This is a genomic window from Brevundimonas sp. SGAir0440 (assembly GCF_005484585.1).
Lineage (GTDB): Bacteria > Pseudomonadota > Alphaproteobacteria > Caulobacterales > Caulobacteraceae > Brevundimonas.
Genome location: NZ_CP039435.1, coordinates 2557620 through 2584431 on the forward strand (window position 1 = coordinate 2557620; position 26812 = coordinate 2584431).

Genomic DNA, 26812 nt, shown 5'->3' on the forward strand with positions numbered 1-26812 from the left:
AACCCCCTCGCCGCGCGTATGTCAGGCCTTAGAATGCGTCTCGCCCTTTTTCAACCGGACATTCCTCAGAACGTCGGAGCCTGCATCCGATTGTCGGCCTGTTTCGGCGTCGATCTGCATGTGATCGAGCCGACGGGCTTCCGTTTCGACGACCGCGCCATGAAACGCGCGGCCCTCGACTACGGCCCGCTGTCCCACATGACCCGCCACGCCGATTGGGAGGCCTTCCAGGCGGATCGTCCGGCCGGGCGGCTGGTGCTGTTCACGACCAAGGGCGCCACGCCCCTGCCCGATTTCCTCTTCCAGCCTGACGACACCCTGCTGTTCGGCAAGGAAAGCGCCGGCGCCCCCGACTATGTCCACGCCGCCGCCGATGCGCGCGTCGTCGTGCCGCTGAGGCCCGGCGCCCGCTCGCTGAATCTGTCGGTCACCGCCGGAATCGCCCTGTGGGAGGGCCTGCGCCAGACGGGCGGGGTCGGTCAGTTCTGAGCCGAAGCGGGCTCCGGCCGCGCCATCGACGGGCGTTCGCCGGACTTTGACGCCGCGACGGCCTCGACCGACCGCATGACCCGCAGCAGATTCTCGCCGGCGATCTTGCGGATGTCGGCCTCGGTCCAGCCCGCCGCCATCAGGGCCGCCAGGATGCGCGGATAGGCGTCCACCCCGCCCATGCCTTCCGGCAGGCTGCCGATGCCGTCGAAGTCGGCGCCCAGGCCGACATGATCGATGCCCGCCACTTCGCGCACGTGCTGAATATGCGCCACCACGTCGGCCAAGGTCGCCTGAGGCGTCGGATTGGCGGCGGTCCAGGCCGTCAGCCCGGCCTCGACCGCGCCAGGATCACCGGGGTTCAGGGTCTTCAGCCGCGCCTCCTCGCCCGCCTTGGCCCCGTTCCAGGCCCGCACCGCCTCGGACACGAAGCCGGGGGCCAGGTTAATCATCACGATGCCGCCGTCGTGCGGCATCATCCGCAGCACCCGATCCGGCACGTTACGCGGATGATCCGTGACCGCCCGCGCCGACGAATGTGAGAAGATCACCGGCGCATCGGACACGCGCATGGCGTCCAGCATCGTCTCCTCGGAGACGTGGCTGAGGTCGACCATCATGCCCAGCCGGTTCATCTCCTTGACCACCGCTTCCCCGAACGGGCTGAGCCCGCCCCATTTCGGCGCGTCCGTCGCGCTGTCGGCCCAGGTCGTGGTCTTGGAGTGGGTCAGGGTCATGTAGCGTGCGCCGGCCCGGTAGAATTCCCGCAGCAGGGCCAGGGAATCGTCGATCGAATAGCCGCCCTCCATCCCGATCAGGCTGGCGATCCGGCCCGATCTGAACACCGCATCCACCTCGTCCGCCGTGGTCGCCAGGCCGAAGGTGTCGGGATGGGCGGCGATGATGCGTTTGGCCGTATCGATCTGCTCAAAGGTTTCCTCCACCGCCTCCAACGGCGTCAGGCTGGCGGGCACATAGACGGACCAGAACTGCCCTCCGACGCCGCCGGCCCGCAGGCGCGCGATGTCGGTATGCAGTTTGGTCGACGCCGCCAGATTCTTCGTCAGATCAATGGCGTAAACGTCGTTTCCGTATTGCTGTCGCAACGCCCACGGCAGGTCGTTGTGCCCGTCGATCAGGGGCGTGGTCTTCAAGATCTCCATCACTCGCGCCTCGTCGGCGTCCTGGGCCTGGACCGCCCCTCCCAGCGCGAGCGAGGCGACGGCGACGGAGACGAGACGACGGATCATGGGCGGGCTTCCTCAAAACGGCAGACGGCCATTAGCGCCCGCGATCCTGCTTATGACAACCTGTCCGGATGACGCCGCCGCCGCGACGTGGTTCAACCGCGCCATGAGCGACGCCGTCTTCTCCGATCCGCTTGACCTGAAGAAGGTCGAGACCCGCGCCTGGTTCGAACATCTGCGCGACCGCATCCATGCGGCCTTCGAGGCGCTGGAGGATGCCGCCCCCGCCGACCTGTTCCCCGGCGAGCCCGGTCGCTTCGTCCGCACCACATGGGAACGGCCAGAGGGCGGCGGTGGCGTCATGGGCATGATGCACGGCCGCCTGTTCGAAAAGGTCGGCGTCCACGTCTCGACGGTGCATGGCGCCTTTCCCGCCGACTACGCCAAGACCGTGCCCGGGGCCGACGTCGATCCGCGCTTCTTCGCGACGGGGATCAGCCTGATCTGCCACCCCGTCAGCCCGCGCATCCCCGCCGTTCACATGAACACCCGCTTCATCGCCACGACCAAGAGCTGGTTCGGCGGCGGCGGCGATCTCACGCCTGTGCTGATGGCGGATCGTCGTCAGGATCACCCCGACACCGTGGCCTTCCACGCCGCCATGCAAGCCGCCTGCGACGCCCACGACCCGACCTGGCACGCCAAATACAAGGCCTGGTGCGACGAGTATTTCTACCTGCCCCACCGCAAGGAGCCGCGCGGCACCGGCGGCGTCTTCTACGACCATCACGACAGCGGCGACTATGACCGCGACTTCGCCTTCACCCGCGACATCGGCCTGGCCTTCCTGGACGTCTATCCCCGCATCGTCGCCGGTCGCATGGCCGAGCCCTGGACGGCCGAGGAGCGCGAGGAACAGTTGATCCGCCGGGGCCGCTACGTCGAGTTCAACCTGCTCTACGACCGCGGCACCATGTTCGGCTTGAAGACGGGGGGGAACGTCGACTCGATCCTGTCGTCCATGCCGCCGGTGGTGAAGTGGCCCTAGCCCATCGCTTCGACGAACACGTCGCCGGCCCGGCTGCGATACCGTTCGCGGTGTCGTAAAAGGCGGAACGGGCGCTCCGGCAGGGTGAAGGGCACCGTCACCAACCGCCCGGCGGCCACCGACGCATAGGCCACGCTTTCCGACAGGGCCGTGGCTCCTGCCCCCGCCTCGGCAGCCGCCAGCACGGCTTCGTTCGACGGCAGGGTCATCGACACCGACAGGGTCGCGGGATCGACCCCCATGTCCCGCACCGCCGCCTCCAGCGTCGATCGCGTGCCAGAGCCGACCTCCCGCAGCACCCAGGGCTGGCCCGCCAGATCCTTCGCCTCCAGCCGACGTCGCGTCGTCCACGGATGGTCCGGCGTCACCAGCACGGCCAGCCGATCCGACCCCACCTGAACTTGAGACAGAGCCGGTTCGTCCACGGCTCCCTCGACCAGGCCGATCTCGGCGGCGCCGCTCAGCACCGCCCGTGCCGCTTCGCGCGTGTTGCCGATCTCGACGGCCAGTTCGACGCCGGGATAGGCCGTATGGAAATCCACCAGCCGCCGCGGCAGCCAGTAGCTGGCGATGGTCTGGCTGGCGAACACCGCCAGACGCCCGCGCCGCAGGGCGCTCATGTCCGCCAGCGCCGCCTCGGCCGCCGCCGCTCGCGCCAGCACCGCCATGGCCTCGGGCAGGAAGGCGCGGCCGGTTTCATTCAGCACCACGCCCCGCCCGATCCGATCGAACAGCCGCACGTCATGCTCGGCCTCCAGAGCGGCGATGGCGTTCGACACGGCCGACTGGGTCAGGTTCAGGGCCCTCGCCGCCGCCGTCACGTGGTCACGCTCGGCGACGGCGACGAAGATCCGAAGGCGTTCCAAGGTCACAATTAATCTCCAAATCGGATTGAAACGACCATAACTATCCGTTGGACCGGCGTCGAGAGCAGGCGCATCACGCTTGACGATGAAGTCCGCCGCCCTGCCCGCCCCCTTCCACGCGCCCACTTTGGCGTCGGTGACGGCGTTCGGGCGCACGATCCGGCCGGGCGTCATGCTGTGCCTGCTGGTGACTCTGGCCGCCATCGGTCTGACCAGCATCGAGCGCGACGTGATCGGCCATGTCTGGCTGGAGCCGCTGGTGCTGGCCATCCTCCTGGGCGCCGCCGTCCGCACCGCCTGGACGCCCGATGCGCGGTTCAAGGCCGGGATCGACTTCTCGGCCAAGACCCTGCTGGAGGTCGCGGTGGTTCTGCTCGGCGCCTCGGTCAGCGCCGCCACCCTGTCGTCGCTGGGCGTCGGCTTCGTCCTGGGCATCTTCGCCCTGGTCGCGCTCGCCATCATCGTCGGTTTCGGCGTCGGTCGCGTCTTGGGCCTGAACCCGCGCATGGCCCTGCTGGTCGCCTGCGGCAACGCCATCTGCGGCAACTCGGCCATCGCCGCCGTCGCCCCCGTCATCGACGCCGACGGGAAAGAGGTCGCCGCCTCCATCGCCTTCACCGCGGTGCTGGGCGTGATCGTGGTCCTGGCCCTGCCCCTGCTGGGCGGCCTGATCCATCTGAACAGCCTGCAATATGGCGCCCTGGCCGGTCTGACCGTCTATGCGGTGCCGCAGGTTCTGGCCGCCGCCGCGCCCTTCGGCGCGGTCGCCACGCAAACCGGCACGGTGGTCAAGCTGGTGCGGGTGCTGATGCTCGGTCCCGTCATCCTCGCCCTGTCGCTGATCTTCCGCGACCGCGCGCCCGGCGCCGCAAAGCCCGGTCTGTCGCGCCTGCTCCCGTGGTTCATCATCGGCTTCCTGATCATGATCGGCCTGCGCTCGTTTGACCTGATCCCGCAGGCCGCGCTCGCGCCCATGGCCGCCGCCTCGGGCCTGCTGACCGTCGTCGCCATGGCCGCTTTGGGTCTGCAGACCGACATCCGCGCCGTCGCCCGCGCCGGCGGCCGCGTCGTCGCCGCCGTCATCCTGTCGCTAGGCGCCCTGGTCGTGCTGGCGCTGGCGCTGATCCGGCTGCTGGGGCTCTAGATCCCGCTGCCGTAATCCTCGACCGGCGGCGGCGTCAGCAGCAGGAAGGCGCGGATCCAGGCGGTCAGCACCGCCCGGTCATTGGGTCGCTTCAGACTGTCGATCGCCTGATCCGCGAGATCATGCGGAATGCGCGCCCCGCGCCGTCCCTCGATCAGGGCCGCCGCATAGTCCGGCTGAAACTCCGGGTGACACTGAAACGAGATCGCATCGTCGCCCCAGGCCAGACCGGCGTAGGGCGTAAAGCCGCTGGAGGCGATCACCCGCGCATCGTCCGAAACCGCGACCACCTGATCCTGATGTGACACGGGAATGGCGATCGTCCGCGCGCGCGGATGCATCCACGTCGCATCCTCGCGCACGTCATAGCGGTGCAGCCCGACACCCCAGCCCTTGTGGGACTTCTCGACCACCCCGCCGAACGCATGGGCCAGCGCCTGATGCCCGAAACAGATGCCGACCAGCCGCGTCCGCCCCCGCGCCGCCTTCAGCCAGTCGATCAGCTGCGGGATCCACGGCAGGTCGTCATAGACCCCCGCCGCCGACCCCGTGACGATGGCTCCCTGAAAGACGGAAGGATCCTCGGGCAGATGCCCCGACTGCACGTCAAACCGCGTCGTCGGCACGCCCTCGCCCAGCAGGGCCCGAAACCGCGCCGGATAGTCGTCGAAATCGTCCTTCAGATGCTCCGGCGGGTGTCCGGTTTCCAGAATGGCGATGCGCGTCATGCCACCAACCTAGTGACTGCGGTCAGAAGGTCCAGACCTCGGCCCGTCCGCCCGCTTCGCCGAGCGCACCCGCGACCCAGCCGCAGATCTCGGTCGCGGCCGCTTCCGCGCCTGCCGGCGGATTGACCACCACCATGGCGCAGCCGTTCATCTTCATCGGATTGTTCAGCGGCCTCAGCCGCGCCTCGGCGACCAGGGTCGGCCCGGCCTTGCCCTGCAGCCGCCGGATGAAGCCGTCGAAGGTCTCCAGATCCTTCAGCGGGGCCCAGATCGCTGCCGTCGCCGTCGGATCGCGCCTCACCACCGAAATCGCGGTCTCGGCAGACCGCACATAGTCGTCAGGCTTTTCGAAAGGCGGGTCGATCAGCACTAGCGGCCCGCGCACCTTCGCCGCCTCCGCGACCACGGCCGCATAGCCGTCGCCCTCGCGCGCGTCGGCGTTCGCGCGCCCCGCCAGCGCCTCGGCCAGCATGGCCCGCACCGGCGGGTTCAGCTCGTACCCGACATAACGACCGCCGGGCGTCAGCGCGTCCGCGATCAGCAACGGCGACCCCGGATAGAACCGCGACCCGCCCTCAGGATTCAGCGCCGCGACCTCGCCTGCCAGCGCGTCCATCAGCGGCGTCCGCTCCTCCGCGGACATCAGCCGCGCCACGCCGGCCTCGGCCTCCTTGGACCGCGCGCCGTCGCCCGACAGATCGTACAGCCCCGCTCCCGCATGGGTGTCGAAGACCGTCAGCGGCCCCGCCGCCTGCCGCGCCTTCACCAGCCACAGCACCAGGGCGTGCTTGACCAGGTCGGCGAAGTTTCCGGCGTGAAAGCTGTGGCGATAGTTCATGCCGCCTCGTCCCGCGCCCGGCCCGCGCGGTCAAGCGGAACTCGCGCGCCAGACACGGCGTTCGGCCCAAGTCCTTGTACGGAAAGATGCGATGGCCGCCAAAACCACCCTCACCGACGCGCAACGCAAGCCGCCCAAGGGCGTCGCGACCCAAGCCAAGCGCGGTCTCGACCTGCGCGACAAGCACGACCGGGGCGGCACTGAGGTCGGCGTACGCCGCGCCCATCAGTTGGCGGATCAGCAGCCCGTCTCGGACAAGGACATCAAGGACATCTACAGCTACTTCGCCCGCCACACCGTCGACAAGGACGGCAAGGGCTGGGGCAGCCGCACCGATCCTTCGGCCGGCTATATCGCCTGGCTGCTGTGGGGCGGCGACCCGGCTGAGCGCTGGATCACACGGCTGCATGACCGCCTAGAAAAGGCGAACGGGTGATGGCCGACGGATCGCACGCCTTCGAAATCGCCTCCGAAGTCCCCGAAGGCCTCAGCTATTGCAGCGACGAGTTCGCGGGCCTGACCCGCCGCCGCGCCGGCAAGGGCTGGTCCTATCGCGACGCCAAGGGCAAGACCGTCACGGACGCCAAGACCCTGGACCGCATCCGCGCCCTGGCCATTCCGCCCGCCTGGACCGACGTCTGGATCTGTCCCAAGGCCAACGGCCATATCCAGGCCACCGGCCGGGACGTGAAGGGCCGCAAACAATACCGCTATCACAACGACTGGAGCACGGCCCGCTCGGAGAACAAGTTCGACAAGCTGCCCGCCTTCTCGCGCAACCTGCCGAAACTGCGCGACAAGGTCGAACATGACTTGGCCCTTCGCGGCGTCTGTCGCGACAAGGTGCTGGCCACCGCCGTGCGCCTGCTGGAGATCACCCTGATCCGGGTCGGCAACTCCATCTACGCCAAACAGAACCGCAGCTACGGTCTGACCACCCTGCACAAGCGCCACATCGATGTGGATGGCGCGGCCCTGACGTTCGAGTTTCGCGGCAAGAGCGGCAAGGATCACAGCGTCAGCGTCAAGGATCGCCGCCTGGCCAAGGTCGTGCGGCAGCTGGAAGGCCTGCCCGGCCAGCAACTGTTCAAATACCGCGCGGCCGACGGCACGCTGTGCCCGGTCGATTCCGACGATGTGAACGCCTACATCCGCGAGGCGATGGGCGAGCAGTTCTCGGCCAAGGACTTTCGCACCTGGGCCGGCACCGTCTCGGCTGCGCGGGCGCTGCGCGACGCCGAGGCCCCGACCTCGCCTACCGACGCCAAGCGAAAGATCACCGTCTGCGTGAAGGCCGTCGCCGGCCTGTTGGGCAACACCCCCACCGTCTGCCGCGCCTCCTATGTCCACCCCAAGGTCTTCGCCCTGTTCGAAAGCGGCGAAATCGGCAAGGCCTTGCCGGGGTCGGAGACCAAGGGGTTCGAAAAGGCGCTGATCAAACAGCTGCTCGCTGTCTGATCAGCGTTACGCGTCTCTCAGGCGGCCTTGTCCCAGTCCAGCACGACCTTGCCCGACTGGCCCGACTTCATGGCTTCGAAGCCTTCGCGATAGTCGGCGTAGCCCAGGCGGTGGGTGATCAGCGGGCTCAGATCAAGCCCGGCCTTCAGCAGGCCCAGCATCTTGCGCCAGGTGGTGAACATCTCGCGCCCATAGACGCCCTTGATGGTCAGGGCCTTCAGGATGATCGCGCCCCAGTCGGTTTCCATCGGCTTGCCGGGAATGCCCAGCAGCGCCATGCCGCCGCCCATGATCAGGGTGTCGATGCACTGTTTGAAGGCGATGGGCGAACCCGACATCTCCAGCGCCACGTCGAAGCCGACCTTCAGGCCCAGTTCCTTCATGACATCGTGAATGTCTTCCTTGGTCGTATTCACGGTGCGAACGCCCGGCGCGACCTTCTGCGCCAGCTCCAGCCGGAAGTCGTTGATGTCGGTCAGGACAACGGTGCGCGCGCCCGCGTGACGGGCGACAGCGGCGGCCATCATGCCGATCGGGCCGGCGCCAGTGACCAGCACGTCCTCGCCCAGCAGGTCGAACTGTTGCGCCGTGTGCACCGCATTGCCGAACGGATCCAGGATCGAGCCGATCTCATAGGGCACGTCGTCCGGCAGTTCGATGACGTTGAAGGCCGGCGCCACGACGAACTCGGCGAAGGCGCCCTGACGGTTGACGCCAATGCCGCGCGTCTTGGGGTCCAGGTGAAAATGTCCGGCGCGGGCGGCTTCCGAGTTCAGGTCGATGACGTGACCCTCGGCCGAGACGCGCTGGCCGATCCTCAGCGGACGATCCACATCCTTGCCGATGGCGACGATCTCGCCGGCGAACTCGTGGCCGGTGATCATCGGGGTCGGAACGTTCTTCTGGGACCACTCGTCCCAGTTCCAGATGTGGATGTCGGTGCCGCAGACGGCGGTGCGATGCACGCGGATCAGCACGTCCTCCGGTCCCGCCTTGGGGATCGGCGCGTCGATCAGGTCCAGGCCGACGCCAGGCGCGGTCTTGGCCAGGGCCTTCATCGTGTCGGTCATAGTCTCAACTCCCTGAAATCACGGCTACGGGTTCATCCCGAAACCCGCGGCTGAGGCCCCACGCCTCCTCGCCGCTTGGTCTTCGTCGATGGCGGGCGAAAGGGGCTAAATGACGCCCAGTTCTCGTCCCGCCTGAGTGAACACTTCGACCGTCCGGTCGATCTGATCGAAAGTATGCGCCGCCGACATCTGTGTGCGGATTCGCGCCTGGTCGCGCGGCACCACGGGGAACGAGAACCCGATCACATAGACGCCCAGCTCCAGCGCACGGGCCGCGAAATCCTGCGCCAGTTTGGCGTCGCCCAGCATGACCGGGATGATCGGATGTTCGCCGTCCAGCAGGGTAAAGCCTGCGTCCGACATGGCCCCGCGATAGCGATGGGCGTTGGCCGACAGGCGGGTGCGCAATGCATCGCCTTCCGACCCTTGGGCGATGCGGATCGCCTCCAGGCTGGACCCGCACACAGCCGGCGCCAGGGCGTTGGAGAATAGATAGGGCCGCGCCCGCTGTTTCAGCAGTTCGACCACCGACTTCTTCGCGCAGATGAAACCGCCCATGGCGCCGCCCAGGGCCTTGCCGAAGGTGCCGGTGACGAAATCCACCTCGACACCGTGATGTGCGAACGAGCCCTTGCCTTGCGGGCCCAAAAAGCCCGTCGCGTGGCAGTCGTCCACCATGATCAGGGCGTCATATTTGTCAGCCAGCGCCCGGATCTCGTCCAGCTTGGCGATATAGCCGTCCATCGAGAAGGCGCCGTCGGTGGCGATTATAATGTCGCGGGCACCGGCCGCGCGGGCCTCCTTCAGCCGGCTTTCCAACTCGTCCATGTCGGAGTTGGCGAAGCGATAGCGTTTGGCCTTGCACAGCCGCACCCCGTCGATGATCGAGGCGTGGTTCAGGCTGTCGGAGACGATGGCGTCGTTCTCGCCCAGCAGCGGCTCGAACAGACCGCCGTTGGCGTCGAAGGCGGCGGCGAACAGGATCGCGTCCTCGAAACCGAGATAGGAGGCGATGGCCGCTTCCAGTTCCTTGTGGATCTCCAGCGTGCCGCAGATGAAACGCACGGACGCGGTGCCGGCGCCCCACTTCGCTTGCGCCGACATCCCGGCTTGGGTCACGCGCTCGTCGCCGGCCAGGCCAAGATAGTTGTTGGCGCAGAAGTTCAGCACGTCGCGTCCGGCGACCTGGATCACAGGCCCTTGGCGCGAGGCGATGATGCGTTCGGGCTTGGTCAGGCCCTGGGCGTCGATCTCGGACAGTTCGCCGGCGACGCGGTCGTAGAAGCTCTGGGTCATGGGCCGCGACCTACGCCGATTTTCGATCGGTTTCCACCCGCCTCAGGTCGCCGGCGCCGGGTTGGCCTCGGCCCGGATCGGACTGACGCGAATGCGGCCGCCGCAGGGGCTGAACGAGAACGGCAGGCTGACGGTGGCCGTATCGCTGGGCGCGGTGACCTTTATCGCAGCCGCATCGGGACACGTCTTTTGCATCGCTTCATTAGGCACGACGCTCCAGGCCATTTCGAAATAGGCCTTGGCGCGGGGCGCCAGTTGCACCGGCGTCGGGGCCTGGCCTTGGCGGAAATAGCTTCCCGGGCTCTGTTCGGCGCGAATGGACGACAGGGTGCGTCCCCGCGCGTCCTGCAAGGTCACGGTCGGATAGCCGGTCAGGCTGCAAGCCTGGGTTCCGATATTCTGAAGACTGAAGTTGCTGACCCGGTTTCCGGCGCCTGCATCGCCGTCGCCCGCAGCCAGCGTCAGTTGCGGCCCCTTGCAGGGCAGCGCAGCCGGCAAAACCCCGCCGGTCGCCTCGGTCGGCGTCTGACCTGGCGTCGGCAGCGGTCCGGGCGTCGCATCCGCCCCGGGAATCGGCCGCGAGCAGCGCTCCAGCATCGCGACGCCGGTCGTGCCGTCCGGACCCAGTCGGCTCAGCGTGCCGCTCTCCTGCCCATCGCGCGTCGCCGTCCACCATTCCACGCCGCCGCCGACATAGCGCGCGCCGCTGGCGGCCTGCACCGAACGCAAGGCAAAGGTCTGGTTCTGATGGGTCAGCTTGGCGTTGTCGCTGTCGATATACTGGACCTGAAGCGTCGCGCCGCTTTCGCAGGCATAGCCGACCGAGGGCGCATTGGATGCAGGGGCGGCCGACGGTTCGACCGGGGCGGCGGGCTGTTCCGGCTCGGTGCGAGAGCAGGCTGCGGCGCCTGTCAGGGCGGCGATGGCGACGAAGGCGGTCAGGCGGTGCGACATCATGTCATGTCCTCTGGTTTCGGCTTCAACGGCCCAACCTGACCAAAGGCTCCGCTTAATGCCCCGCTTTCGGCGTCTCCATCAGTTCGATGAGCACGCCGCCCATCTCCTTGGGATGCAGGAAGACCACCGGCGTCCCATGCGCCCCGATGCGCGGTTCGCCCGTGCCCAGGATCGTCATCCCCTTGGCCCGCATCTCGGCGACGGCGGCGTCGATGTCGGCGACCTCGAAACAGACGTGATGCTGGCCGCCCTTGGGATTCTTGGCCAGGAAGCCGACGATGGGACTGGTGTCGTCATAGGGTTCGATCAGCTCGATCTGGGCCGTCGGCGTATCGACGAAACAGACCTTCACCCCCTGCGCCGGCAGGTCGAACGGCTCGCCGATCTTCGTCGCGCCCAGGATATCGCGATACAATTTGATCGAGTCGGCGACGGATGGCGTGGCGACGCCGACGTGGTTCAGGGCGCCGATCATGACTTGTCCTTGTCGGGGGCGGGCTGGGCGTAACCCAGACGCTGGTTCAGCTTCTCGATCAGGTCGACCGCCGTATCGGCGATGGCCGAACCGGGCGGATAGACGGCGGCCGCGCCCATATTGAGCAGGGGCTGCACGTCGGACGGCGGAATTACGCCCCCAACCACGATCATGATGTCGGGCCGGCCCAGCTTCTCCAGCTCGGCCTTCAGCTCCGGCACCAGCGTCAGGTGCCCGGCCGCCAGCGATGATGCGCCGACCGCGTGAACGCCCTTCTCGACCGCTTCCTGGGCCGCCTCGGACGGGGTCTGGAACAGGCTGCCGGCCGTGACGTCGAAGCCCAGATCTCCGTATCCGGTCGCGACGACCTTCTGGCCCCGGTCGTGCCCGTCCTGGCCCAGTTTGGCGATCAGGATGCGCGGCGGCCCGCCGTCGTTCTCGACGAAGGTCGCGACCATCTCGCGGGCGCGGGCGAAGCGGGCGTCCTTGCCGGCCTCCTTGGCGTATACGCCCGACACGGTCTGGACCGTCGCCACATGGCGGCCGAAGGCGGCCTCCAGCGCATCGGAGATTTCGCCCACCGTCGCCTTGGCGCGGGCGGCCTGAACCGCCAGCTCCAGCAGGTTGGCGTTCCCGCGCGCCCCCTCGGTCAGGGCGTTCAGCGCCGCATCGGTCGCCGCCTGATCCCGCTCGGCCCTCAGGCGCTTCAGCTTGTCGATCTGGGCGGCCAGCACCGCCGCATTATCCACCTTCAGCATCGGAATGTCGTCGACGACGGGGTTCAGATATTTGTTCACCCCGACCACCGTCTGCTGGCCGGTGTCGATCCGCGCCTGGGTCTTGGCGGCGGATTCCTCGATCCGCAGCTTGGGAATGCCGGCTTCGATCGCCTTGGCCATGCCGCCCAGGGCCTCGACCTCGGCCATATGGGCGCGGGCGCGTTCGGCCAGTTCGTGCGTCAGCCGTTCGACATAGAAGCTGCCGCCCCACGGATCGATGACCCGCGTCAATCCCGTCTCCTGCTGCAACAGGATCTGGGTGTTGCGCGCGATCCGGGCCGAAAAATCGGTCGGCAGGGCCAGGGCCTCGTCCAGCGCATTGGTGTGCAGGCTCTGCGTCTGGCCGCCCGCCGCCGCCATGGCCTCGACCATGGTGCGCGGCACATTGTTGAACACGTCCTGCGCCGCAAGTGACCAGCCAGAGGTCTGACAGTGGGCGCGCAGGGACAGCGACTTGGGATCGACCCCGCCCTCTTTCCTGACCGCCTCGGCCCACAGCAGGCGGCCGGCCCGCATCTTGGCCACCTCCATGAAGTAGTTCATGCCGATGGCCCAGAAGAAGCTCAGGCGCGGCGCGAACCGGTCGATCGGCATGCCCGCCGCGACGCCCGCCCGCAGATATTCGATCCCGTCCGCCAGCGTATAGGCCAGCTCGATATCCGCCGAGGCTCCCGCCTCCTGCATGTGATAGCCGCTGATCGAGATCGAGTTGAACTTCGGCGTCTCCTGCGCCGTCCAGGCGAAGATGTCCGCGATGATCCGCATCGAGGGTTCGGGCGGATAGATGTAGGTGTTGCGGACCATGAATTCCTTCAGAATGTCGTTCTGAATGGTCCCGGTCAGCTTGGCGTGCGGCACGCCCTGTTCTTCCGCCGCGACGACATAGAGGGCCAGGATCGGCAGCACCGCCCCGTTCATCGTCATCGAGACCGACATCTGATCCAGCGGGATCCCGTCGAACAGGGTTCGCATGTCATAGATGCTGTCGATGGCGACGCCCGCCATGCCGACGTCGCCCTTCACCCGCGGGTGGTCGCTGTCATAGCCGCGGTGCGTCGCCAGGTCGAAGGCGATGCTCAGCCCCTTCTGACCGGCCGCAAGGTTGCGGCGATAAAAGGCGTTGGACTCCTCGGCGGTCGAGAAACCGGCGTATTGCCGGATCGTCCAGGGATTGCCCGCATACATGGTCGGATAGGGACCACGCACAAACGGCGCGAACCCCGGCAGGCCATGCGGGTGATGCAGCGCGTCCGTGCTGTCGGGACCATAGGCGGTCTGGACCGTCAGGCCCTCAGGCGTCAGCCACGGATCGCGCGTCGGCCCCCGCCCCGTCGCATCGAGGTTCAGGGCGATCTTGCTGAAGTCGGGGAAGCTCATTGACCCGCCTCTTCGAAGGCTGCGGCGAACCGGATCGGCGTTAGTGGCTCGCAGACCCGTTCGACCGCCACGCCCGCCTTGTCGGCCGCCTCGACCGGCGCCGGCCGCACGTCCGCGTCAACATATTTGGTCACGCCGATGATCTGGGCCGCACCGTTCGTCAGAGCCGCCTCGCGAACCGCGCGAGCGCGGGCGATACGCGGCTGGATGACCGAGCCCTTGAGCGCCTCGACCAGACCGCCCTCGGCCTCGATCATCTGGAACTCGGCCCAGCCGGCCTCGGCCAGATCGCGCGTGCGGGCGTCCAGATACCAGCTCCCCGCCGCCGGATCGTCGACCCGACCCAGATTGGCCTCTTCCATCAGCACTAGCTGGGTGTTCCTCGCCTGACGCCGGGCGAAGGCGTCCGACGTCCCGGAGGCGCGGGTGAAGCCGTCCAGCACCACCACGTCCGCCCCGCCGACCGCGCCGGCGAACCCCGCCGCCGTCAGCCGCAGCAGATTGGGCCAGGGATCGCGCGCCGACAGCATCCGTCGCGACGAGCGCGCTTCGATAACCGCCGGGACATCCACGTCGAACGCCTTCGTCAGGCTGGCCCAGATCAGCCGCATGGCCCGCACCTTGGCCAGGCCGTCGAAATATTCCGCATCGACCGACAGGCCGACGACCGTGCCGCGCAAAGCCGCCTCTACCGACAGCCCGGCCTCGACCGCCGCCTTCACATGGGCCACGACGCTGGACGCCGCAAAGGCCAGTTCCTGCGCCGCTGATCCGCCCGCCTCGTGTGCGACCCGGCCGCTGGCCAGGAAAAAGGTCGCGTCGGGATAGGCGCCCGCATGGCGCGCCGCCGTATTGGCCGCCAGGCTCAGATGCTCTTCCACCGAACGCGGGGCGCCGCCCGCCTCGGCGAAGGCCGAGACCGGGTCCATATGAAACCGCAGTTGGGCGCGCGGCGAGCCCTTGGCGACGACCGCCAGCGCATTGGCCGCATCCGGCCCGTCGATCCCTGCATCCAGCGCGACCGGCGCCAGCTCCAGCGCCACGCCTTCCAGCGCCCGGCTGAGCGGGGCGGAATCCGACAGCACCCGCCCCTTCAGCACCACCGAGGCCGCGCCGTTCTCCAGATCGGTTAGGAAGGCGGCGTTGACCGCTTCGGCATCGTCGCCTTCCACCAGCGTCCGCAGATCCCAAGCCCGGCCTTCGGAGTCGGACGGGCGAGGAGCGAAGATCGGCTGCACGCCCGTCGCGCCCGCATACAACGGCCGCGTCACCAGCTGATCGGCGTCGAGATGCATCAGCGACTCGATCGGCCGATCCTTCAACGCCTTCTGGGCCACCTCGCGCCATTCCAGCGGCGTGGGCGCGGGAAAGCCCGTCATCACCCGAACTCCACCAGCACGTCGTCCGCCGCCACGGGATCGCCGTCCTTGGCGCCGACGGCCTTCACAACCCCGTCGCGCTCGGCCTTCAGGATGTTCTGCATCTTCATGGCCTCGATGATGGCCACCGTCTCGCCGGTCTTGACCTCTTGGCCCACGACCACCGGAATCGAGACCACCAGACCCGGCATCGGCGACAGCACCATTTTGGAGGTGTCCGCCGCGACCTTTTCCGGCAGGCGCGCATACAGTTCGGCGACGTGGGGCCGCAGCACCCGCACCCGCGCCTTGGCCGCACGGTGGCGGATGTCGAAGCCGTCGGCGACGCGCTTGACCTCGGCGGTGAAGGGCTCGCCGTCCAGATCGGCCTTGAACTGGGCCAAACCCGGCCGCCAGTCGATGTCCGACAGTCGGATGTCGCCCCCGCCCGTCAGGGTCAGGATCATCTCCTCGTCCTCGTCATAGGACAGGCCGACGCCGTGCGGCGTCTTGTCGATCATCACGATCCAATCGGTGCGGTCGGACGGATCGCCGTCCTGTTCGGCGATGACCTCGTGCATGGCCAGGGCCGAGGCGATCAGGATCCGCTCCTGATCCTGCGTCGGCTTCAGGCCGTGGAAGCCGTCCGGGAACTCGTCCTTGATATAGCTGGTCGACAGATTGCCCGACTTGAACCGGTCTTGATCCATCACCGCCGCCAGGAAGGGCACATTGTGGCCCAGGCCCGACAGGTGGGTGTCCTCTAGCGCGCGAGCCATGCCCTCGACCGCCGCCTCGCGCGTCTCACCCCAGGCGCACAGTTTGGCGATCATCGGGTCGTAGAACATGCTGATCTCGTCGCCCTCGCGGACGCCGGAATCGTTGCGGACGGTGTAGTCTCCCTGATCGCCTTCTTCGGGTTGCTCGTAGCGAACCAGCCGCCCGATGGAGGGCAGGAAGCCGCGATAGGGATCCTCGGCATAGATGCGGCTCTCGATGGCCCAGCCGTCGATCTTCAGGTCCTTCTGCTCGAAGGCCAGCGTCTCGCCCCAGGCCGAACGGATCATCTGTTCGACCAGATCGACGCCGGTGATCAGCTCCGTCACCGGATGCTCGACCTGAAGCCGCGTGTTCATCTCCAGGAAGTAGAAGCTCTTGTCCTGACCGGCGACGAACTCGACCGTGCCGGCCGAGTCATAGTTGACCGCCTGGGCCAGGGCGACGGCCTGCGCCCCCATCGCCATGCGGGTGGCCTCGTCCAGCAGCGGCGAGGGCGCCTCCTCGATGACCTTCTGGTTGCGGCGCTGGATCGAACATTCGCGCTCGAACAGGTGGACCACATGGCCGTGCTTGTCGCCCAGCACCTGGATCTCGATGTGGCGCGGATCGATGATGAACTTCTCCAGGAAGACCCGGTCGTCGCCGAAGGCGTTCAGCGCCTCGGCCTTCACCGCCGTAAACCCCTCGGCCATGTCAGCGTCCGAATGGGCCACGCGGATGCCCTTGCCCCCGCCCCCGGCCGAGGCCTTGATCATGATCGGATAGCCGATCTCGTTGGCGATCCTGACCGCCTCGTCCGGCGTCTCGATCAGCCCCATATGCCCCGGAACGGTCGAGACGCCCGCCTCGGCCGCCAGCTTCTTGGAGCTGATCTTGTCGCCCATGGCCTCGATGGCCTCGGGATTGGGGCCGATGAAGGCGATCCCTTCGTCCCTCAGCCGCCTGGCGAACCCGGCGTTCTCGCTCAGGAAGCCGAAGCCTGGATGCACGGCCTGCGCCCCCGTCTGGCGCACCGCCTCGACGATCTTGTCTGCCAGCAGATACGACTGCGCCGCCGGCGCCGGCCCGATCAGCACCGCCTCGTCGGCCATCTCGACCGCCAGCGACCCGGCGTCGGCCTCCGAATAGACCTGCACCGTCTTGATGCCCATCTTGCGGCAGGTCTTGATGATCCGAACCGCGATCTCGCCCCGGTTGGCGATGAGGATTTTGGAGAACATGTCTGAGCCTACAGCGGAATGTTGTCGTGCTTTTTCCAGGGGTTCTCCTGGACCTTGTTCTTCAGCGTCCGCAGCGCCTTCACCAGCCGCCGCCGCGTCCCGTGCGGCATGATCACGTCGTCGATATAACCCAGGCCCGCCGCCACGAACGGGTTGGCGAAGCGGTCCTTGTACTCGGCCTCGCGCGCCGCAAGCGCCTCGGGATCGCCGGCCTCCTTGCGGAAGATGATCTCGACCGCGCCCTTGGCGCCCATGACGGCGATCTCGGCGGTGGGCCAGGCGTAGTTGACGTCGCCGCGCAGATGTTTGGAGCTCATCACGTCATAGGCGCCGCCATAGGCCTTGCGCGTGATCAGGGTCAGTTTCGGCACGGTCGCCTCGGCATAGGCGAACAGCAGCTTGGCCCCGTGTTTGATCAGGGCGCCGTATTCCTGCTTGGTCCCCGGCATGAAGCCCGGCACGTCCACCAGCGTCACCAGCGGAATGTCGAAGGCGTCGCAGAAGCGCACGAACCGCGCGGCCTTGCGGCTTGAATCGATGTCCAGCACGCCCGCCAGCACCTGGGGCTGGTTGGCGACGATGCCGACCGTCTGTCCGTCCAGCCGGCCGAAGCCGCAGATGATGTTCCTTGCGAAGTCGGCGCCGATCTCGAAGAAGTCGGCCTCGTCGACCACCTTCAGGATCAGCTCCTTCATGTCATAGGGCTGGTTCGGGTTGGCCGGGATCAGGGTGTCCAGGCTCGGCTCGTCCCGCTCCGGCTCGTCATAGCTCTCGCGCACCGGCGGCTTTTCACGGTTCGACAGGGGCAGGAAGCCGATCAGACGGCGCACCTCCGACAGGGCCTCAAGATCGTTCTCGAACGCCCCGTCCGCCACGCCCGACTTGCCGGCATGGACGCGGGCGCCGCCCAGGTCCTCGTGGCTGACCACCTCGTTGGTGACCGTCTTCACCACGTCGGGGCCGGTCACGTACATGTAGCTCGTGTCCTTCACCATGAAGATGAAGTCGGTGATGGCCGGCGAATAGACGTCGCCGCCCGCGCACGGCCCCATGATGACGCTGATCTGAGGGATGACCCCGCTGGCCAGGGTGTTCTGCAGGAAGATGTCGGCGTAGCCCGCCAGACTTTCCACGCCTTCCTGAATCCGCGCGCCGCCCGCGTCGAACAGGCCGATGATCGGCGCGCCGGTGGTCAGGGCCATCTTCTGCAGCTTGACGATCTTGGCCGCATGGGCGCCCGACAGGCTGCCGCCGAAGACCGTGAAATCCTTGGAGAAGACATAGACCAGCCGACCGCCGATCGTGCCGCGCCCCGTCACCACCCCGTCGCCGGGGATGCGCTGGTCCTGCATGCCGAAGTCGTGGCTGCGGTGCTCGACGAACATGTCGGTCTCCTCGAAGGAGCCTTCGTCCAGCAGCACGTCGATGCGTTCGCGCGCCGTCAGCTTGCCCTTGGCGTGCTGGGCGGCGATACGCTTTTCTCCACCGCCCAGTTTGGCGGCGGCGCGACGGCGCTCCAGTTCTTCAAGGATGGCTTGAGTCATGATGGATCTTCGCCTCTCGTTCAAAGAACGCGTGGCGCCTTCATCGCAAAATGGCAAACGCAACTTTGCAAAAAGTGTGGAACTGCGCGGGCTTGCAAAGGATGGCGATATGATCTGCAAAGTTGCGAATGGCTGAGAAGCTTTTCCTGGGCGCTAAACTGCGCAAGCTGCGCGAGGCGCGCGGCTGGACGCTGGAGGCCTGCGCCGAGCGGCTGAGCCTGTCGCCCTCCTATCTGTCGCAGATCGAGACCAACCAGCGCCCGGCGACCGCGCGCGTCCTGATCGCCCTGACCCGCGCCTTTCACGTGGACGCCAGTCTTTTTGATCTGGAGGGCGACGCCCGCCTGATCGCCGACCTGCGCGAAGCCACCACCGACATTGCTGGGCAGGCGGAGCCGCCCACGGCCGCCGAACTGAAACAGGCCGTCGCCAACACCCCGCGTCTGGCCCGCCAGTTCCTGGCCCTGCATCAGACCTTCCGCCGCCTGGACGAGCGGGTGAAGGCGCTGGACGACACCCTGGGCCGGGACGAACACGGCGCCAGCGTGGCCCTGCTGCCCTACGAAGAGGTGCGCGACTTCTTCCACTATCGCGACAACTATATCGACGCGCTGGACACCGCGGCCGAGGCGCTGGCGGCCACCCTGGTGCAGGACGGCCAGATTGAGCGGGCGCTGGAGTCTGCGCTGAGCCAGGCGCACGGCGTCCGCGTCGCCTATGTCGCCGGTCAGGAGGCCCTGCGTCGCTACGACCCCGCCAGCCGCGTCCTGACGCTTGACGCCTGGCAGCCCGGCGCGACGCGGTCGTTCCAGCTGGCGCACCAGCTGGCCCTGCTGTCTTTCCGCGATTTGATCGAGGCCGAGCTGGATCAGGCCGCCTTCCGCACCGACGCCGCGCGCGACGTGGCCCGGGTCGGCCTGGCCAACTATGCGGCGGGCGCCCTGCTCTTGCCCTATCGCGCTTTCCTGGAGGCGGCGCGCGAGGAGAAGCACGACATCGACCGGCTGCGGACCCGGTTCCAGGTCAGTTTCGAACAGGTCTGCCACCGGCTCTCGACCCTGCAACGGCCCGGCTGGCGCGGCGTGCCCTTCTATTTCGCCCGCGTGGACATGGCCGGCAACATCACCAAGCGGCACAGCGCCACCCGCTTCCAGTTCGCCCGCTTCGGCGGCGCCTGCCCGCTGTGGAACGTGCACGAGGCCTTCGCGGCGCCCGACCGGATCGGGGTGCAGTTGGCCGAGATGCCCGACGGTTCGCGCTACATCTCCATCGCCCGCAGCGTGTCCAAGCCCAGCGGCTCCTACCTCGCCAACGACCGACGCTACGCCCTGTCGTTGGGATGCGAGGTCGAACATGCGGGCGCCCTGGTCTATGCCGCCGGTCTGGACCTGAACGGCCCCGCCGCCCGGATCGGCGTCAGCTGCCGCATCTGCGAGCGCACCGACTGCACCCAGCGCGCCTTCCCGCCCTTGGACCGGACCCTGCACGTGCCGGAGAATGAGCGCGGCGTGGTGCCCTATGTGCTGGATGGCCCGCGCCCCGACCGCTATTGACCGGGGCATGACCTCACACGCACCCATCGGCGTCGCCGTCGTCGGCTACGGCCTGGCGGGCCAGACCTTCCACGCCCCCCTGATCGCGGCGACCCCCGGCCTGCGCCTGGCCGCCGTCGTCTCGTCCCGACCCGAAGCGGTCCACGCCGACCTACCCGACGTGGAGGTGCTGCCGAACCTGGAAGCCGCATTGGCCCGTGACGACATCGGCCTGATCGTCGTCGCCACACCGGACGCCCTGCACGCCGAACAATCGATCGCCGCGCTGAAGGCCGGCAAGTCGGTGGTGGTGGACAAGCCCTTCGCGGCGACCCTGGCTGACGCCGAAGCCGTCGCCGCCGTCGCGGCGTCGTCGCCCGGCGTTTTCAGCGTCTTCCAGAACCGCCGTTGGGACGCCGACTTCCTGACTTTGCGCCGCTTGATCGACCAGGGCGAACTGGGCGAGATCGCCGTGTTCGAAAGCCATTTCGATCGCTTCCGCCCGACCGTCACCGACCGCTGGAAGGACAAGCGCGACGGCGGCGTCTGGGCCGACCTTGGTCCGCACCTGATCGACCAGGCGGTGCAGCTGTTCGGCGCGCCGCTGGGGGTATACGCCGACCTCCAGGCCCAGCGCGTCGGCGCCACGGCCATCGACTACGCCCACGTCCTGCTGCGCTATGACCGGCTGCGGGTCATCCTGAACATGAGCCACCTCGCCGCCGAGGCCAGTCTCCGTTACGCCGTCCACGGGACGGGCGGCAGCTTCATCAAACACGGCCTCGACGCTCAAGAAGGGCAGTCCAAGGCCGGCTTGCGCCCCGGCGATCCCGACTGGGGCCTCGATCCTTCGCCCGGCGAACTGACGAAACAGATGGACGGCGAAACGGTCCGCACCACGCCGACGCCCGCACGCGGCGATTATCCCGCCTTCTACGCCGCCATGCGCAATGCGATCCTCGGCGGGGGACCGCCGCCCGTCCCCGCCGACCAGGCCCTGACCGTCATGCGCATCCTCGACGCCGGTCTGCGCAGCGCGGCGGAGCGTCGCGAGATCGCGCTCTAGCTCTTCTTGCGGCCCTTTGACGTCGCCGCAGGCGCGTGAGCCAATCGCAGCAGGTTGGCCGCGCCGGGCGCCCCGAACGGCGTGCCCGCCAGGATCAGGATGCGCTGGCCCGGCTCGGCCAGACCATATCTGACCGCGCTGTTGACGGCGTCGTCCGTCACGGCCTCCAGCGAGTCCGGCTGCTCGCCCAGACGCGGCTCCAGCCCCCAGACCAGAGCCAGGCGGCGCGCGGTGTTGGGATTGGGCGTCAGCACCAGGATCGGCTTCAGCGGCCGCTCGCGAGCCATCCGCCGCGCCGTGCCGCCCAGGGTCGTGAACACCACCAGACAGCCCGTCGAGGGCGCATTCGCCGCCATCCGCGCCGCCCCGACCAGGGCGTCCACGTCATGCTCGTCCATGCCGGCGTGTTCGGCGCCCATCAGGCTGGGCCACATCGGATCGCGTTCGACCCGCTCGATGATCCGGCTCATGATGCCGACGGATTCCAGCGGATAGTCGCCCGACGCCGTCTCGGCCGACAGCATCAGGGCGTCCGCGCCCTCATAGACCGCATTGGCCACGTCGGTCGCCTCGGCGCGGGTCGGGGCCGGGGCGCTGGTCATGGATTCCAGCATCTGGGTCGCCACGATCACAGGCACCCCGCGATTGCGGGCTGCGCGCACGATCTGCTTTTGCGCCACCGGCACATCCTCGGGATCCAGCTCGACGCCCAGATCGCCACGCGCCACCATCACTCCGTCGCAATAGTCCAGGATGGCTTCCAGATCGGCCAGCGCCGCCGGCTTCTCGATCTTGGCGAGGCAGGCCGCCTGCCCGTTCACGATCCGCTTCAGCTCGGCCATGTCCTCGGGCTTCTGCACGAAGCTGAGCGCAACCCAGTCCACGCCCATCCGCAGGGCGAAGGCCAGATCCTCGCGGTCCTTGGGCGTCAGCGCCGAGACCGGGATCACCGCCTCCGGCACCGCCACGCCCTTGCGGTCCGACAGCTTCGAGCCGCTCTCGACCGTCACATCGGCCCACTCATCGGTCCGCTCGCCCACACGCAGACGCACCCGCCCGTCGTCCAGCAGCAGCAGCATGCCTTTGCGCAGCGCCTTGAAGATTTCGGGGTGCGGCATCTGCACCCGCGTCTCGTCACCGGGCGTCGGGTCCAGGTCGAAACGCATGGTGTGGCCCGGCTTGACCGCGATCTCGACGTCCTTGAACCGGCCCAGACGCAGCTTCGGCCCTTGAAGGTCGGCCAACACGCCCAGCGGACGCTGCAACGCCATTTCGGCGCCGCGCACCGCCTTCAATGCCGCGGCGTGATCCTCATGCGACCCGTGGCTGAAGTTCAGGCGGAACACGTCCACCCCCGCCTGGGCCAGCGCCTTGACGGTGCTGGGCGCACGGCTGGCGGGTCCCAGAGTGGCGACAATGCGCGCGCGACGGGCTCGATTCATGACGTTTCCTGTTGGCTCTCTCGGACGGCAAAACGGGGCCGCCTGGGCGATTTCGCCCTCTTCTGCCAACGAAACCCGCGCTGCGTAAGGCCGCCTTCCCCTCAGGAAACATGAGTTGACGGCCGGAAACAGGAGTTTATCTGGCCGCCGCCCCGCAAGCCGCCACGGCAAATCCGTTCAGATCGATGCAGCGGCCCTCGACCTGGGGCGCGGGGACGCCGATCACATGGGCCAGGGTCGGGGCGATATCGACGGTCCGGATCGGCAGGAACCGCTCCTCTGCCTTGGCGCCCGGCCACCAAAAGATGATCGGCACGCGACGGTCGTATTCCCACGGCGTGCCGTGTCCGGCCAGGGTCGAGCCGACGCGGCCGCCCGAGGTGGTGTTCTGGGTCCAGGCGAACTGGATGTCGGGCGATCGCTCGGCGACGGTCGACAACCGCATCCGCTCGCGCACCGTCATCATCTCGGGCTGACGGCTGTCGGGCAGGGGCTCGGCCAGCAGCCGGTCGCGCGTCTCGGCGAAGGCCACGTCCGGCAGGGCGCGCAGCATCTCGACCGCCGCCTCCGCCACCTGTGTCCGCAACGGATCGGGCAGCGAACTGTGATCCGCATCGGCGACCATCCAGCCGCTTCCGCCGGACTGCAGCGGATCGGCGTCCAGGTTGAAGCGCGCCTTCAGCGCGGCGTTGACGCCCTTGATCGCATCGGTGTCGGCGCGGTGCGCCTGCGGATAGCCATGCTCATGCAGCCGCTCGACGAAGTCCGAACCGCCGTGATCAGCCGTCAGAACCACCAGCGCGCCGCCCGGAACCTGGGCCAGCTTGTCCAGGAACGCGCCCAGCGCCGCATCCAGCCGGTGCATCTGCTCGCACATCTCCGGCCCCTGGGTGCCGTACATATGGCCGATCCGGTCGGTGGCCGACAGGCTGACGCCCAGCATGTCGGTCGCCGTCCCCTGCCCCAGCTTCTGGCTGTCCAGCAGATATTCCGCCGCCTTCAGCGTCTGCTCGTCCAGCAGCGGGGAGGTGTCGAACTTCAGCCCCGCCGGCGGCAGCACCGAATGGAAGGTCTGGCCGCGAATGGTCCAGTCGCCCGCCAGCGCTCGACAGTCCGCGTTCTGATAGTCCCAGGCTGTCGGCGTCGCCGCCGTCCAGGCGTTGAAGTCACGGTTGAACGCCGCGACCGGCGCCAGCTTCGCCTCGGCCGTCTGACCCAGCTCGACATAGGTGGTCAGTCCAAACCCGTCGGTGAACCAGAAGGCCTGCCCCTGATGACCGGCCAGATTGATCGCCCCACGATCCTTGCCGGACACCGCCATCACCTTGCTGTCCGGACTGACGGCCTTCAGCCAGTCGCCCAGCGTCGTCGCACGCAGTTGGTCCGGGCCCACCGGTCCGTTGTCGGTGTCGTCGCGCCCGTGCGCCAGATGGTTCTGCGGCGCGGCCAGGCAATAGACCTCCTTGCCGGTCTTGCCGTCGATCCAGTCGTTGGCGGGGATGCCGGTCTCGGCCGGGTGCATGCCGGTCAGAACGGTGGAATGGCCCGGGCAGGTCTCGGTCAGACCGTGGGTCTGATAGCCGTTGATGGACACCAGTCCCTGGTCGGCCAACCGGCGCAGGCCGCCGCTGTAGCGGCTGCGGTACTGGTTGAAGAGGTTGGCGCTGAACTGATCGACCACGATGGTCACGATCAGTTTGGGCGGCGTCAGGGCCGCAGCCAATGCCTGAGGCGCGGCCGCCTGAACCGGCGGCTGGGCGACCGGCGCGCCCGCACAGGCGGCGCCCGCGATCGACAAGGCGGCCAGACACGCGGCGGCGACGTAACGCGACATGGACATGAACAACTCCAACAACAGCCGTGCGGCCTCTAGCTGTTGCGGATGGCGCCCGCGTGACAGCCCGGCTCGCTCCTAGTGCGATTCCCTGGAGCGCAGGCGCGCGACCTGATGCAGGACCAGCACCACCGCGCCGCCGACGATCAGCCCGATCACGGCCGAGGCCACCGCCGTCGTCAGCCAGCTCATCACGCCGGCCAACGGCCCGAACAGTTCGCCGACGGCATGCGATAGATGCTCGACCGGCACGGCCGGCCAATGCAGCCCCAGCGTATGGGAACCATGCAACAGAATACCGCCGCCGACCCACAGCATGGCCGCCGTGCCGATCACGGACAGGGCGCTCATCACCATCGGCATGCCCTTGACCAGACCCCGCCCCAGTGCGCGAACACCGCCGTTGTCACGCTTGGCCAGGCTCAGGCCGATGTCGTCCATCTTCACGATCAGGCCGACCGCGCCATAGACGACGACGGTCATGGCTATGCCGACCACGGCCAGCACCCCGGCTTGGGTCAGGATCGGCTGCGCCGCCACATCGGCCAGGGCGATGGCCATGATCTCGGCCGACAGGATCAGGTCGGTGCGCACCGCGCCCGACACCGTCGTCTTCTCCAGCGCCGCCGCATCGCGTGCGACCGGCGCGGCATCCTCATGCCCGCCGTGCCCCATCGCCTCCAGCAGCTTCTCCGCCCCCTCGAAACACAGATAGGCCCCGCCGCACATCAGGATCGGCGTGATGGCCCAGGGCGCAAAGGCGCTGAGCACCAGGGCCACCGGCAGGATGAAGATCAGCTTGTTGCGAAAAGACCCCAGGGCGATCTTGCTGATGATCGGCAGTTCGCGGCTGGGCGACAGACCCATGACATAGCGCGGCGTCACCGCCGCATCGTCCACCACCACACCGGCGGCCTTGGTCGAGGCCTTGCCGGCTGCCGCGCCCACGTCATCCAGCGACGCGGCCGCCAGCTTTGCGATGCCGGCGACGTCGTCCAGCAGCGCGATCAGTCCAGACGGCATAGTCAGTCTTCCCGGCTGGGCGGCACATTGACGCCCTGCGATTTCAGATAGGATTTGATGTTGCGCGCGGCCTGGCGGATGCGCTGCTCGTTTTCGACCATGGCGATGCGCACGAAGCCCTCGCCGTTCTCGCCATAGCCGACGCCCGCCGCCACCGCGACCTTGGCGTGGGTAAGCAATTGCTTGGAAAACTCCAGACTGCCCAGATGCTTCAGCGCGGGCGGCAAGGGCGCCCAGGCGAACATGGACGCGGCCGGCTTGGGAATGTCCCAGCCCGCGCGGCCGAAACTCTCGACCAGCACATCACGCCGGCGGTGATAGAGTTTGCGGTTCTGCTCGACGATGTCCTGCGGCCCGTTCAGCGCCGCGCACGCCGCCGCCTGGATCGGCGTGAAGGCGCCATAGTCGAGGTAGGATTTCACCCGCGTCATCGCCGCGATCAGCGTTTTGTTGCCGACCGCAAACCCCATGCGCCAACCGGCCATGCTGTAGGTCTTGGACAGAGACGTAAACTCGATCGCCACGTCCTTGGCGCCCGGAACCTGCAGGATCGAGACCGTCGGCTTGCCGTCGTAATAGAGCTCCGAATAGGCCAGATCGCTGATGATCCAGAGATCGTTCGCCTTGGCGAAGTCCACGACGCGTTCGTAGAAGGCCAGATCGACCGTCTCCGCCGTCGGGTTCGACGGATAGTTCATCACCAGGATCTTGGGCCGGGGCACGGTGAAGGCCATGGCCCGCTCCAGCGCCTCGAAATACTTCTCGTCAGGCGTGGTCGGCACGCTGCGGATCGCAGCCCCGGCGATGATGAAGCCGAAGGTGTGGATCGGATAGGAGGGATTGGGCGCCAGGATCACGTCGCCCGGTTCGGTGATGGCTGTGGCCAGGCTGGCCAAGCCCTCCTTGGAGCCCATGGTGACGATCACCTCGGTCTCGGGATCCACATCGACGCCGAAGCGACGACCGTAGTAGTTGGCCTGGGCGCGTCGCAGCCCTGGGATGCCCTTGGACTGCGAATAGCCGTGGGCGTCGGGCTTCCTGGCCACCTCGATCAGCTTGTCGATCACATGCTGCGGCGGTGGCAGGTCGGGGTTGCCCATCCCCAGGTCGATCACGTCCTCGCCTGCCGCACGGGCCGCCGCGCGCATCGCATTGGTCTCGGCGATGACATAGGGCGGCAACCGCTTCATGCGGTAGAATTCTTCGGACATGACAGGCTCGTCGTTGGGATCAGCGGCCGTTTATCGACCGCCCTTAGCGCTTAGCGCGCCAGCGGCCTCGCGCAACAGCATTGAAGGTCA

General features: G+C 67.7%; 24 protein-coding genes. 8 read left to right on the forward strand and 16 right to left on the reverse strand.

Annotation, left to right across the window (positions count from 1 at the left end):
• The first annotated feature begins 33 nt into the window (after positions 1 to 33).
• Positions 34 to 489: a tRNA (cytidine(34)-2'-O)-methyltransferase gene (locus E7T10_RS12710; protein ID WP_137722089.1), complete on the forward strand. Its 456-nt coding sequence runs from the start codon at positions 34 to 36 to the stop codon at positions 487 to 489.
• Here the strand turns inward: E7T10_RS12710 and E7T10_RS12715 are convergent.
• Complete coding sequence (locus E7T10_RS12715) at positions 480 to 1739, reverse strand: dipeptidase (protein WP_137722090.1); 1260 nt, start codon at positions 1737 to 1739, stop codon at positions 480 to 482. The two genes, E7T10_RS12710 and E7T10_RS12715, sit on opposite strands and share 10 nt — an antisense overlap.
• A 103-nt stretch (positions 1740 to 1842) precedes the next feature.
• On the opposite strand from E7T10_RS12715, the gene hemF reads away from it, so the two are divergent.
• On the forward strand, positions 1843 to 2724 hold the full coding sequence (gene hemF, locus E7T10_RS12720) for an oxygen-dependent coproporphyrinogen oxidase (protein ID WP_137722635.1): 882 nt from the start codon (positions 1843 to 1845) through the stop codon (positions 2722 to 2724).
• Here hemF and E7T10_RS12725 read toward each other — a convergent pair.
• A complete protein-coding gene (locus E7T10_RS12725; protein ID WP_137722091.1) occupies positions 2721 to 3596 on the reverse strand; it encodes a LysR family transcriptional regulator in 876 nt (291 codons plus the stop codon). The two genes, hemF and E7T10_RS12725, sit on opposite strands and share 4 nt — an antisense overlap.
• 79 nt (positions 3597 to 3675) lie before the next feature.
• Between E7T10_RS12725 and E7T10_RS12730 the strand changes: the two genes are divergently transcribed.
• Positions 3676 to 4734: a YeiH family protein gene (locus E7T10_RS12730; RefSeq protein ID WP_246846156.1), complete on the forward strand. Its 1059-nt coding sequence runs from the start codon at positions 3676 to 3678 to the stop codon at positions 4732 to 4734.
• Here the strand turns inward: E7T10_RS12730 and E7T10_RS12735 are convergent.
• Both E7T10_RS12735 and rlmJ read right to left on the reverse strand, forming a co-directional pair.
• Positions 4731 to 5462 (reverse strand): type 1 glutamine amidotransferase, encoded by a 732-nt coding sequence (locus tag E7T10_RS12735; protein WP_137722092.1) that lies wholly within the window; start codon positions 5460 to 5462, stop codon positions 4731 to 4733. The genes E7T10_RS12730 and E7T10_RS12735 overlap by 4 nt on opposite strands.
• A gap of 22 nt (positions 5463 to 5484) precedes the next feature.
• Positions 5485 to 6300 (reverse strand): 23S rRNA (adenine(2030)-N(6))-methyltransferase RlmJ, encoded by an 816-nt coding sequence (gene rlmJ / locus E7T10_RS12740; RefSeq protein ID WP_137722093.1) that lies wholly within the window; start codon positions 6298 to 6300, stop codon positions 5485 to 5487.
• A 91-nt stretch (positions 6301 to 6391) separates the two neighbouring features.
• Between rlmJ and E7T10_RS12745 the strand changes: the two genes are divergently transcribed.
• Both E7T10_RS12745 and E7T10_RS12750 read left to right on the forward strand, forming a co-directional pair.
• On the forward strand, positions 6392 to 6736 hold the full coding sequence (locus tag E7T10_RS12745; RefSeq protein WP_137722094.1) for a hypothetical protein: 345 nt from the start codon (positions 6392 to 6394) through the stop codon (positions 6734 to 6736).
• Complete coding sequence (locus E7T10_RS12750) at positions 6736 to 7758, forward strand: DNA topoisomerase IB (protein ID WP_137722095.1); 1023 nt, start codon at positions 6736 to 6738, stop codon at positions 7756 to 7758. The genes E7T10_RS12745 and E7T10_RS12750 overlap by 1 nt, the downstream gene beginning before the upstream one ends.
• A 17-nt stretch (positions 7759 to 7775) precedes the next feature.
• Here the strand turns inward: E7T10_RS12750 and tdh are convergent, their stop codons facing one another.
• The 8 genes from tdh to E7T10_RS12790 all read right to left on the reverse strand — a co-directional run bounded on the left by tdh (position 7776) and on the right by E7T10_RS12790 (position 18614).
• Complete coding sequence (tdh, locus tag E7T10_RS12755; RefSeq protein ID WP_205196164.1) at positions 7776 to 8816, reverse strand: L-threonine 3-dehydrogenase; 1041 nt, start codon at positions 8814 to 8816, stop codon at positions 7776 to 7778.
• A 117-nt stretch (positions 8817 to 8933) separates the two neighbouring features.
• The gene (locus E7T10_RS12760) at positions 8934 to 10124 is read right to left on the reverse strand and encodes a glycine C-acetyltransferase (protein WP_137722096.1); all 1191 of its coding nucleotides are present in this window, start codon (positions 10122 to 10124) and stop codon (positions 8934 to 8936) included.
• 42 nt (positions 10125 to 10166) lie between these two features.
• On the reverse strand, positions 10167 to 11081 hold the full coding sequence (locus tag E7T10_RS12765; RefSeq protein ID WP_137722097.1) for a DUF4232 domain-containing protein: 915 nt from the start codon (positions 11079 to 11081) through the stop codon (positions 10167 to 10169).
• A gap of 52 nt (positions 11082 to 11133) precedes the next feature.
• A complete protein-coding gene (gene mce, locus E7T10_RS12770) occupies positions 11134 to 11556 on the reverse strand; it encodes a methylmalonyl-CoA epimerase (RefSeq protein ID WP_137722098.1) in 423 nt (140 codons plus the stop codon).
• Positions 11553 to 13712, reverse strand: a complete 2160-nt coding sequence (gene scpA / locus E7T10_RS12775) for a methylmalonyl-CoA mutase (RefSeq protein ID WP_137722099.1) — start codon at positions 13710 to 13712, stop codon at positions 11553 to 11555. The genes mce and scpA overlap by 4 nt, the downstream gene beginning before the upstream one ends.
• Positions 13709 to 15091, reverse strand: coding sequence for a methylmalonyl-CoA mutase family protein (locus E7T10_RS12780; RefSeq protein ID WP_137722100.1), 1383 nt, complete (start codon positions 15089 to 15091; stop codon positions 13709 to 13711). Before E7T10_RS12780 ends, scpA begins: the two co-directional genes overlap by 4 nt.
• On the reverse strand, positions 15091 to 17070 hold the full coding sequence (locus E7T10_RS12785; RefSeq protein WP_137722101.1) for an acetyl/propionyl/methylcrotonyl-CoA carboxylase subunit alpha: 1980 nt from the start codon (positions 17068 to 17070) through the stop codon (positions 15091 to 15093). The genes E7T10_RS12780 and E7T10_RS12785 overlap by 1 nt, the downstream gene beginning before the upstream one ends.
• Before the next feature lie 8 nt (positions 17071 to 17078).
• On the reverse strand, positions 17079 to 18614 hold the full coding sequence (locus tag E7T10_RS12790; RefSeq protein WP_137722102.1) for an acyl-CoA carboxylase subunit beta: 1536 nt from the start codon (positions 18612 to 18614) through the stop codon (positions 17079 to 17081).
• On the opposite strand from E7T10_RS12790, the gene E7T10_RS15780 reads away from it, so the two are divergent.
• The 3 genes from E7T10_RS15780 to E7T10_RS12800 are packed head-to-tail and all read left to right on the forward strand — an operon-like array spanning position 18613 to position 21212.
• Positions 18613 to 18750: a hypothetical protein gene (locus E7T10_RS15780; RefSeq protein ID WP_153923009.1), complete on the forward strand. Its 138-nt coding sequence runs from the start codon at positions 18613 to 18615 to the stop codon at positions 18748 to 18750. The genes E7T10_RS12790 and E7T10_RS15780 overlap by 2 nt on opposite strands.
• Entirely contained in the window at positions 18743 to 20167 is a 1425-nt protein-coding gene (locus E7T10_RS12795; protein WP_137722103.1) for a short-chain fatty acyl-CoA regulator family protein, read from the forward strand. Before E7T10_RS15780 ends, E7T10_RS12795 begins: the two co-directional genes overlap by 8 nt.
• A gap of 7 nt (positions 20168 to 20174) precedes the next feature.
• The gene (locus E7T10_RS12800) at positions 20175 to 21212 is read left to right on the forward strand and encodes an oxidoreductase (protein ID WP_137722104.1); all 1038 of its coding nucleotides are present in this window, start codon (positions 20175 to 20177) and stop codon (positions 21210 to 21212) included.
• Here E7T10_RS12800 and pyk read toward each other — a convergent pair.
• The 4 genes from pyk to E7T10_RS12820 all read right to left on the reverse strand — a co-directional run bounded on the left by pyk (position 21209) and on the right by E7T10_RS12820 (position 26722).
• The gene (pyk, locus tag E7T10_RS12805; RefSeq protein ID WP_137722105.1) at positions 21209 to 22654 is read right to left on the reverse strand and encodes a pyruvate kinase; all 1446 of its coding nucleotides are present in this window, start codon (positions 22652 to 22654) and stop codon (positions 21209 to 21211) included. The two genes, E7T10_RS12800 and pyk, sit on opposite strands and share 4 nt — an antisense overlap.
• Positions 22655 to 22790: 136 nt before the next feature.
• A complete protein-coding gene (locus tag E7T10_RS12810) occupies positions 22791 to 24494 on the reverse strand; it encodes an alkaline phosphatase family protein (RefSeq protein ID WP_137722106.1) in 1704 nt (567 codons plus the stop codon).
• A 72-nt stretch (positions 24495 to 24566) separates the two neighbouring features.
• Positions 24567 to 25511 (reverse strand): DUF808 domain-containing protein, encoded by a 945-nt coding sequence (locus E7T10_RS12815; RefSeq protein WP_137722107.1) that lies wholly within the window; start codon positions 25509 to 25511, stop codon positions 24567 to 24569.
• 2 nt (positions 25512 to 25513) lie between these two features.
• Entirely contained in the window at positions 25514 to 26722 is a 1209-nt protein-coding gene (locus E7T10_RS12820; RefSeq protein WP_137722108.1) for an LL-diaminopimelate aminotransferase, read from the reverse strand.
• Positions 26723 to 26812: the final 90 nt, after the last annotated feature.

What these genes read in the sequence shown, in the direction of transcription:
- E7T10_RS12765 (WP_137722097.1), bottom strand. Translation starts at nt 11,081, where the DNA reads ATGATGTCGCACCGCCTGACCGCCTTCGTCGCCATCGCCGCCCTGACA.
- E7T10_RS12760 (WP_137722096.1), bottom strand. Translation starts at nt 10,124, where the DNA reads ATGACCCAGAGCTTCTACGACCGCGTCGCCGGCGAACTGTCCGAGATC.
- E7T10_RS12710 (WP_137722089.1), top strand. Translation starts at nt 34, where the DNA reads ATGCGTCTCGCCCTTTTTCAACCGGACATTCCTCAGAACGTCGGAGCC.
- E7T10_RS12745 (WP_137722094.1), top strand. Translation starts at nt 6,392, where the DNA reads ATGGCCGCCAAAACCACCCTCACCGACGCGCAACGCAAGCCGCCCAAG.
- E7T10_RS12730 (WP_246846156.1), top strand. Translation starts at nt 3,676, where the DNA reads ATGAAGTCCGCCGCCCTGCCCGCCCCCTTCCACGCGCCCACTTTGGCG.
- scpA (WP_137722099.1), bottom strand. Translation starts at nt 13,712, where the DNA reads ATGAGCTTCCCCGACTTCAGCAAGATCGCCCTGAACCTCGATGCGACG.
- mce (WP_137722098.1), bottom strand. Translation starts at nt 11,556, where the DNA reads ATGATCGGCGCCCTGAACCACGTCGGCGTCGCCACGCCATCCGTCGCC.
- hemF (WP_137722635.1), top strand. Translation starts at nt 1,843, where the DNA reads ATGAGCGACGCCGTCTTCTCCGATCCGCTTGACCTGAAGAAGGTCGAG.
- E7T10_RS12800 (WP_137722104.1), top strand. Translation starts at nt 20,175, where the DNA reads ATGACCTCACACGCACCCATCGGCGTCGCCGTCGTCGGCTACGGCCTG.
- E7T10_RS12715 (WP_137722090.1), bottom strand. Translation starts at nt 1,739, where the DNA reads ATGATCCGTCGTCTCGTCTCCGTCGCCGTCGCCTCGCTCGCGCTGGGA.
- E7T10_RS12735 (WP_137722092.1), bottom strand. Translation starts at nt 5,462, where the DNA reads ATGACGCGCATCGCCATTCTGGAAACCGGACACCCGCCGGAGCATCTG.
- pyk (WP_137722105.1), bottom strand. Translation starts at nt 22,654, where the DNA reads ATGAATCGAGCCCGTCGCGCGCGCATTGTCGCCACTCTGGGACCCGCC.
- E7T10_RS12820 (WP_137722108.1), bottom strand. Translation starts at nt 26,722, where the DNA reads ATGTCCGAAGAATTCTACCGCATGAAGCGGTTGCCGCCCTATGTCATC.
- E7T10_RS15780 (WP_153923009.1), top strand. Translation starts at nt 18,613, where the DNA reads ATGATGGATCTTCGCCTCTCGTTCAAAGAACGCGTGGCGCCTTCATCG.
- E7T10_RS12785 (WP_137722101.1), bottom strand. Translation starts at nt 17,070, where the DNA reads ATGTTCTCCAAAATCCTCATCGCCAACCGGGGCGAGATCGCGGTTCGG.
- tdh (WP_205196164.1), bottom strand. Translation starts at nt 8,816, where the DNA reads ATGAAGGCCCTGGCCAAGACCGCGCCTGGCGTCGGCCTGGACCTGATC.
- E7T10_RS12795 (WP_137722103.1), top strand. Translation starts at nt 18,743, where the DNA reads ATGGCTGAGAAGCTTTTCCTGGGCGCTAAACTGCGCAAGCTGCGCGAG.
- E7T10_RS12780 (WP_137722100.1), bottom strand. Translation starts at nt 15,091, where the DNA reads ATGACGGGCTTTCCCGCGCCCACGCCGCTGGAATGGCGCGAGGTGGCC.
- E7T10_RS12790 (WP_137722102.1), bottom strand. Translation starts at nt 18,614, where the DNA reads ATGACTCAAGCCATCCTTGAAGAACTGGAGCGCCGTCGCGCCGCCGCC.
- E7T10_RS12750 (WP_137722095.1), top strand. Translation starts at nt 6,736, where the DNA reads ATGGCCGACGGATCGCACGCCTTCGAAATCGCCTCCGAAGTCCCCGAA.
- rlmJ (WP_137722093.1), bottom strand. Translation starts at nt 6,300, where the DNA reads ATGAACTATCGCCACAGCTTTCACGCCGGAAACTTCGCCGACCTGGTC.
- E7T10_RS12815 (WP_137722107.1), bottom strand. Translation starts at nt 25,511, where the DNA reads ATGCCGTCTGGACTGATCGCGCTGCTGGACGACGTCGCCGGCATCGCA.
- E7T10_RS12810 (WP_137722106.1), bottom strand. Translation starts at nt 24,494, where the DNA reads ATGTCCATGTCGCGTTACGTCGCCGCCGCGTGTCTGGCCGCCTTGTCG.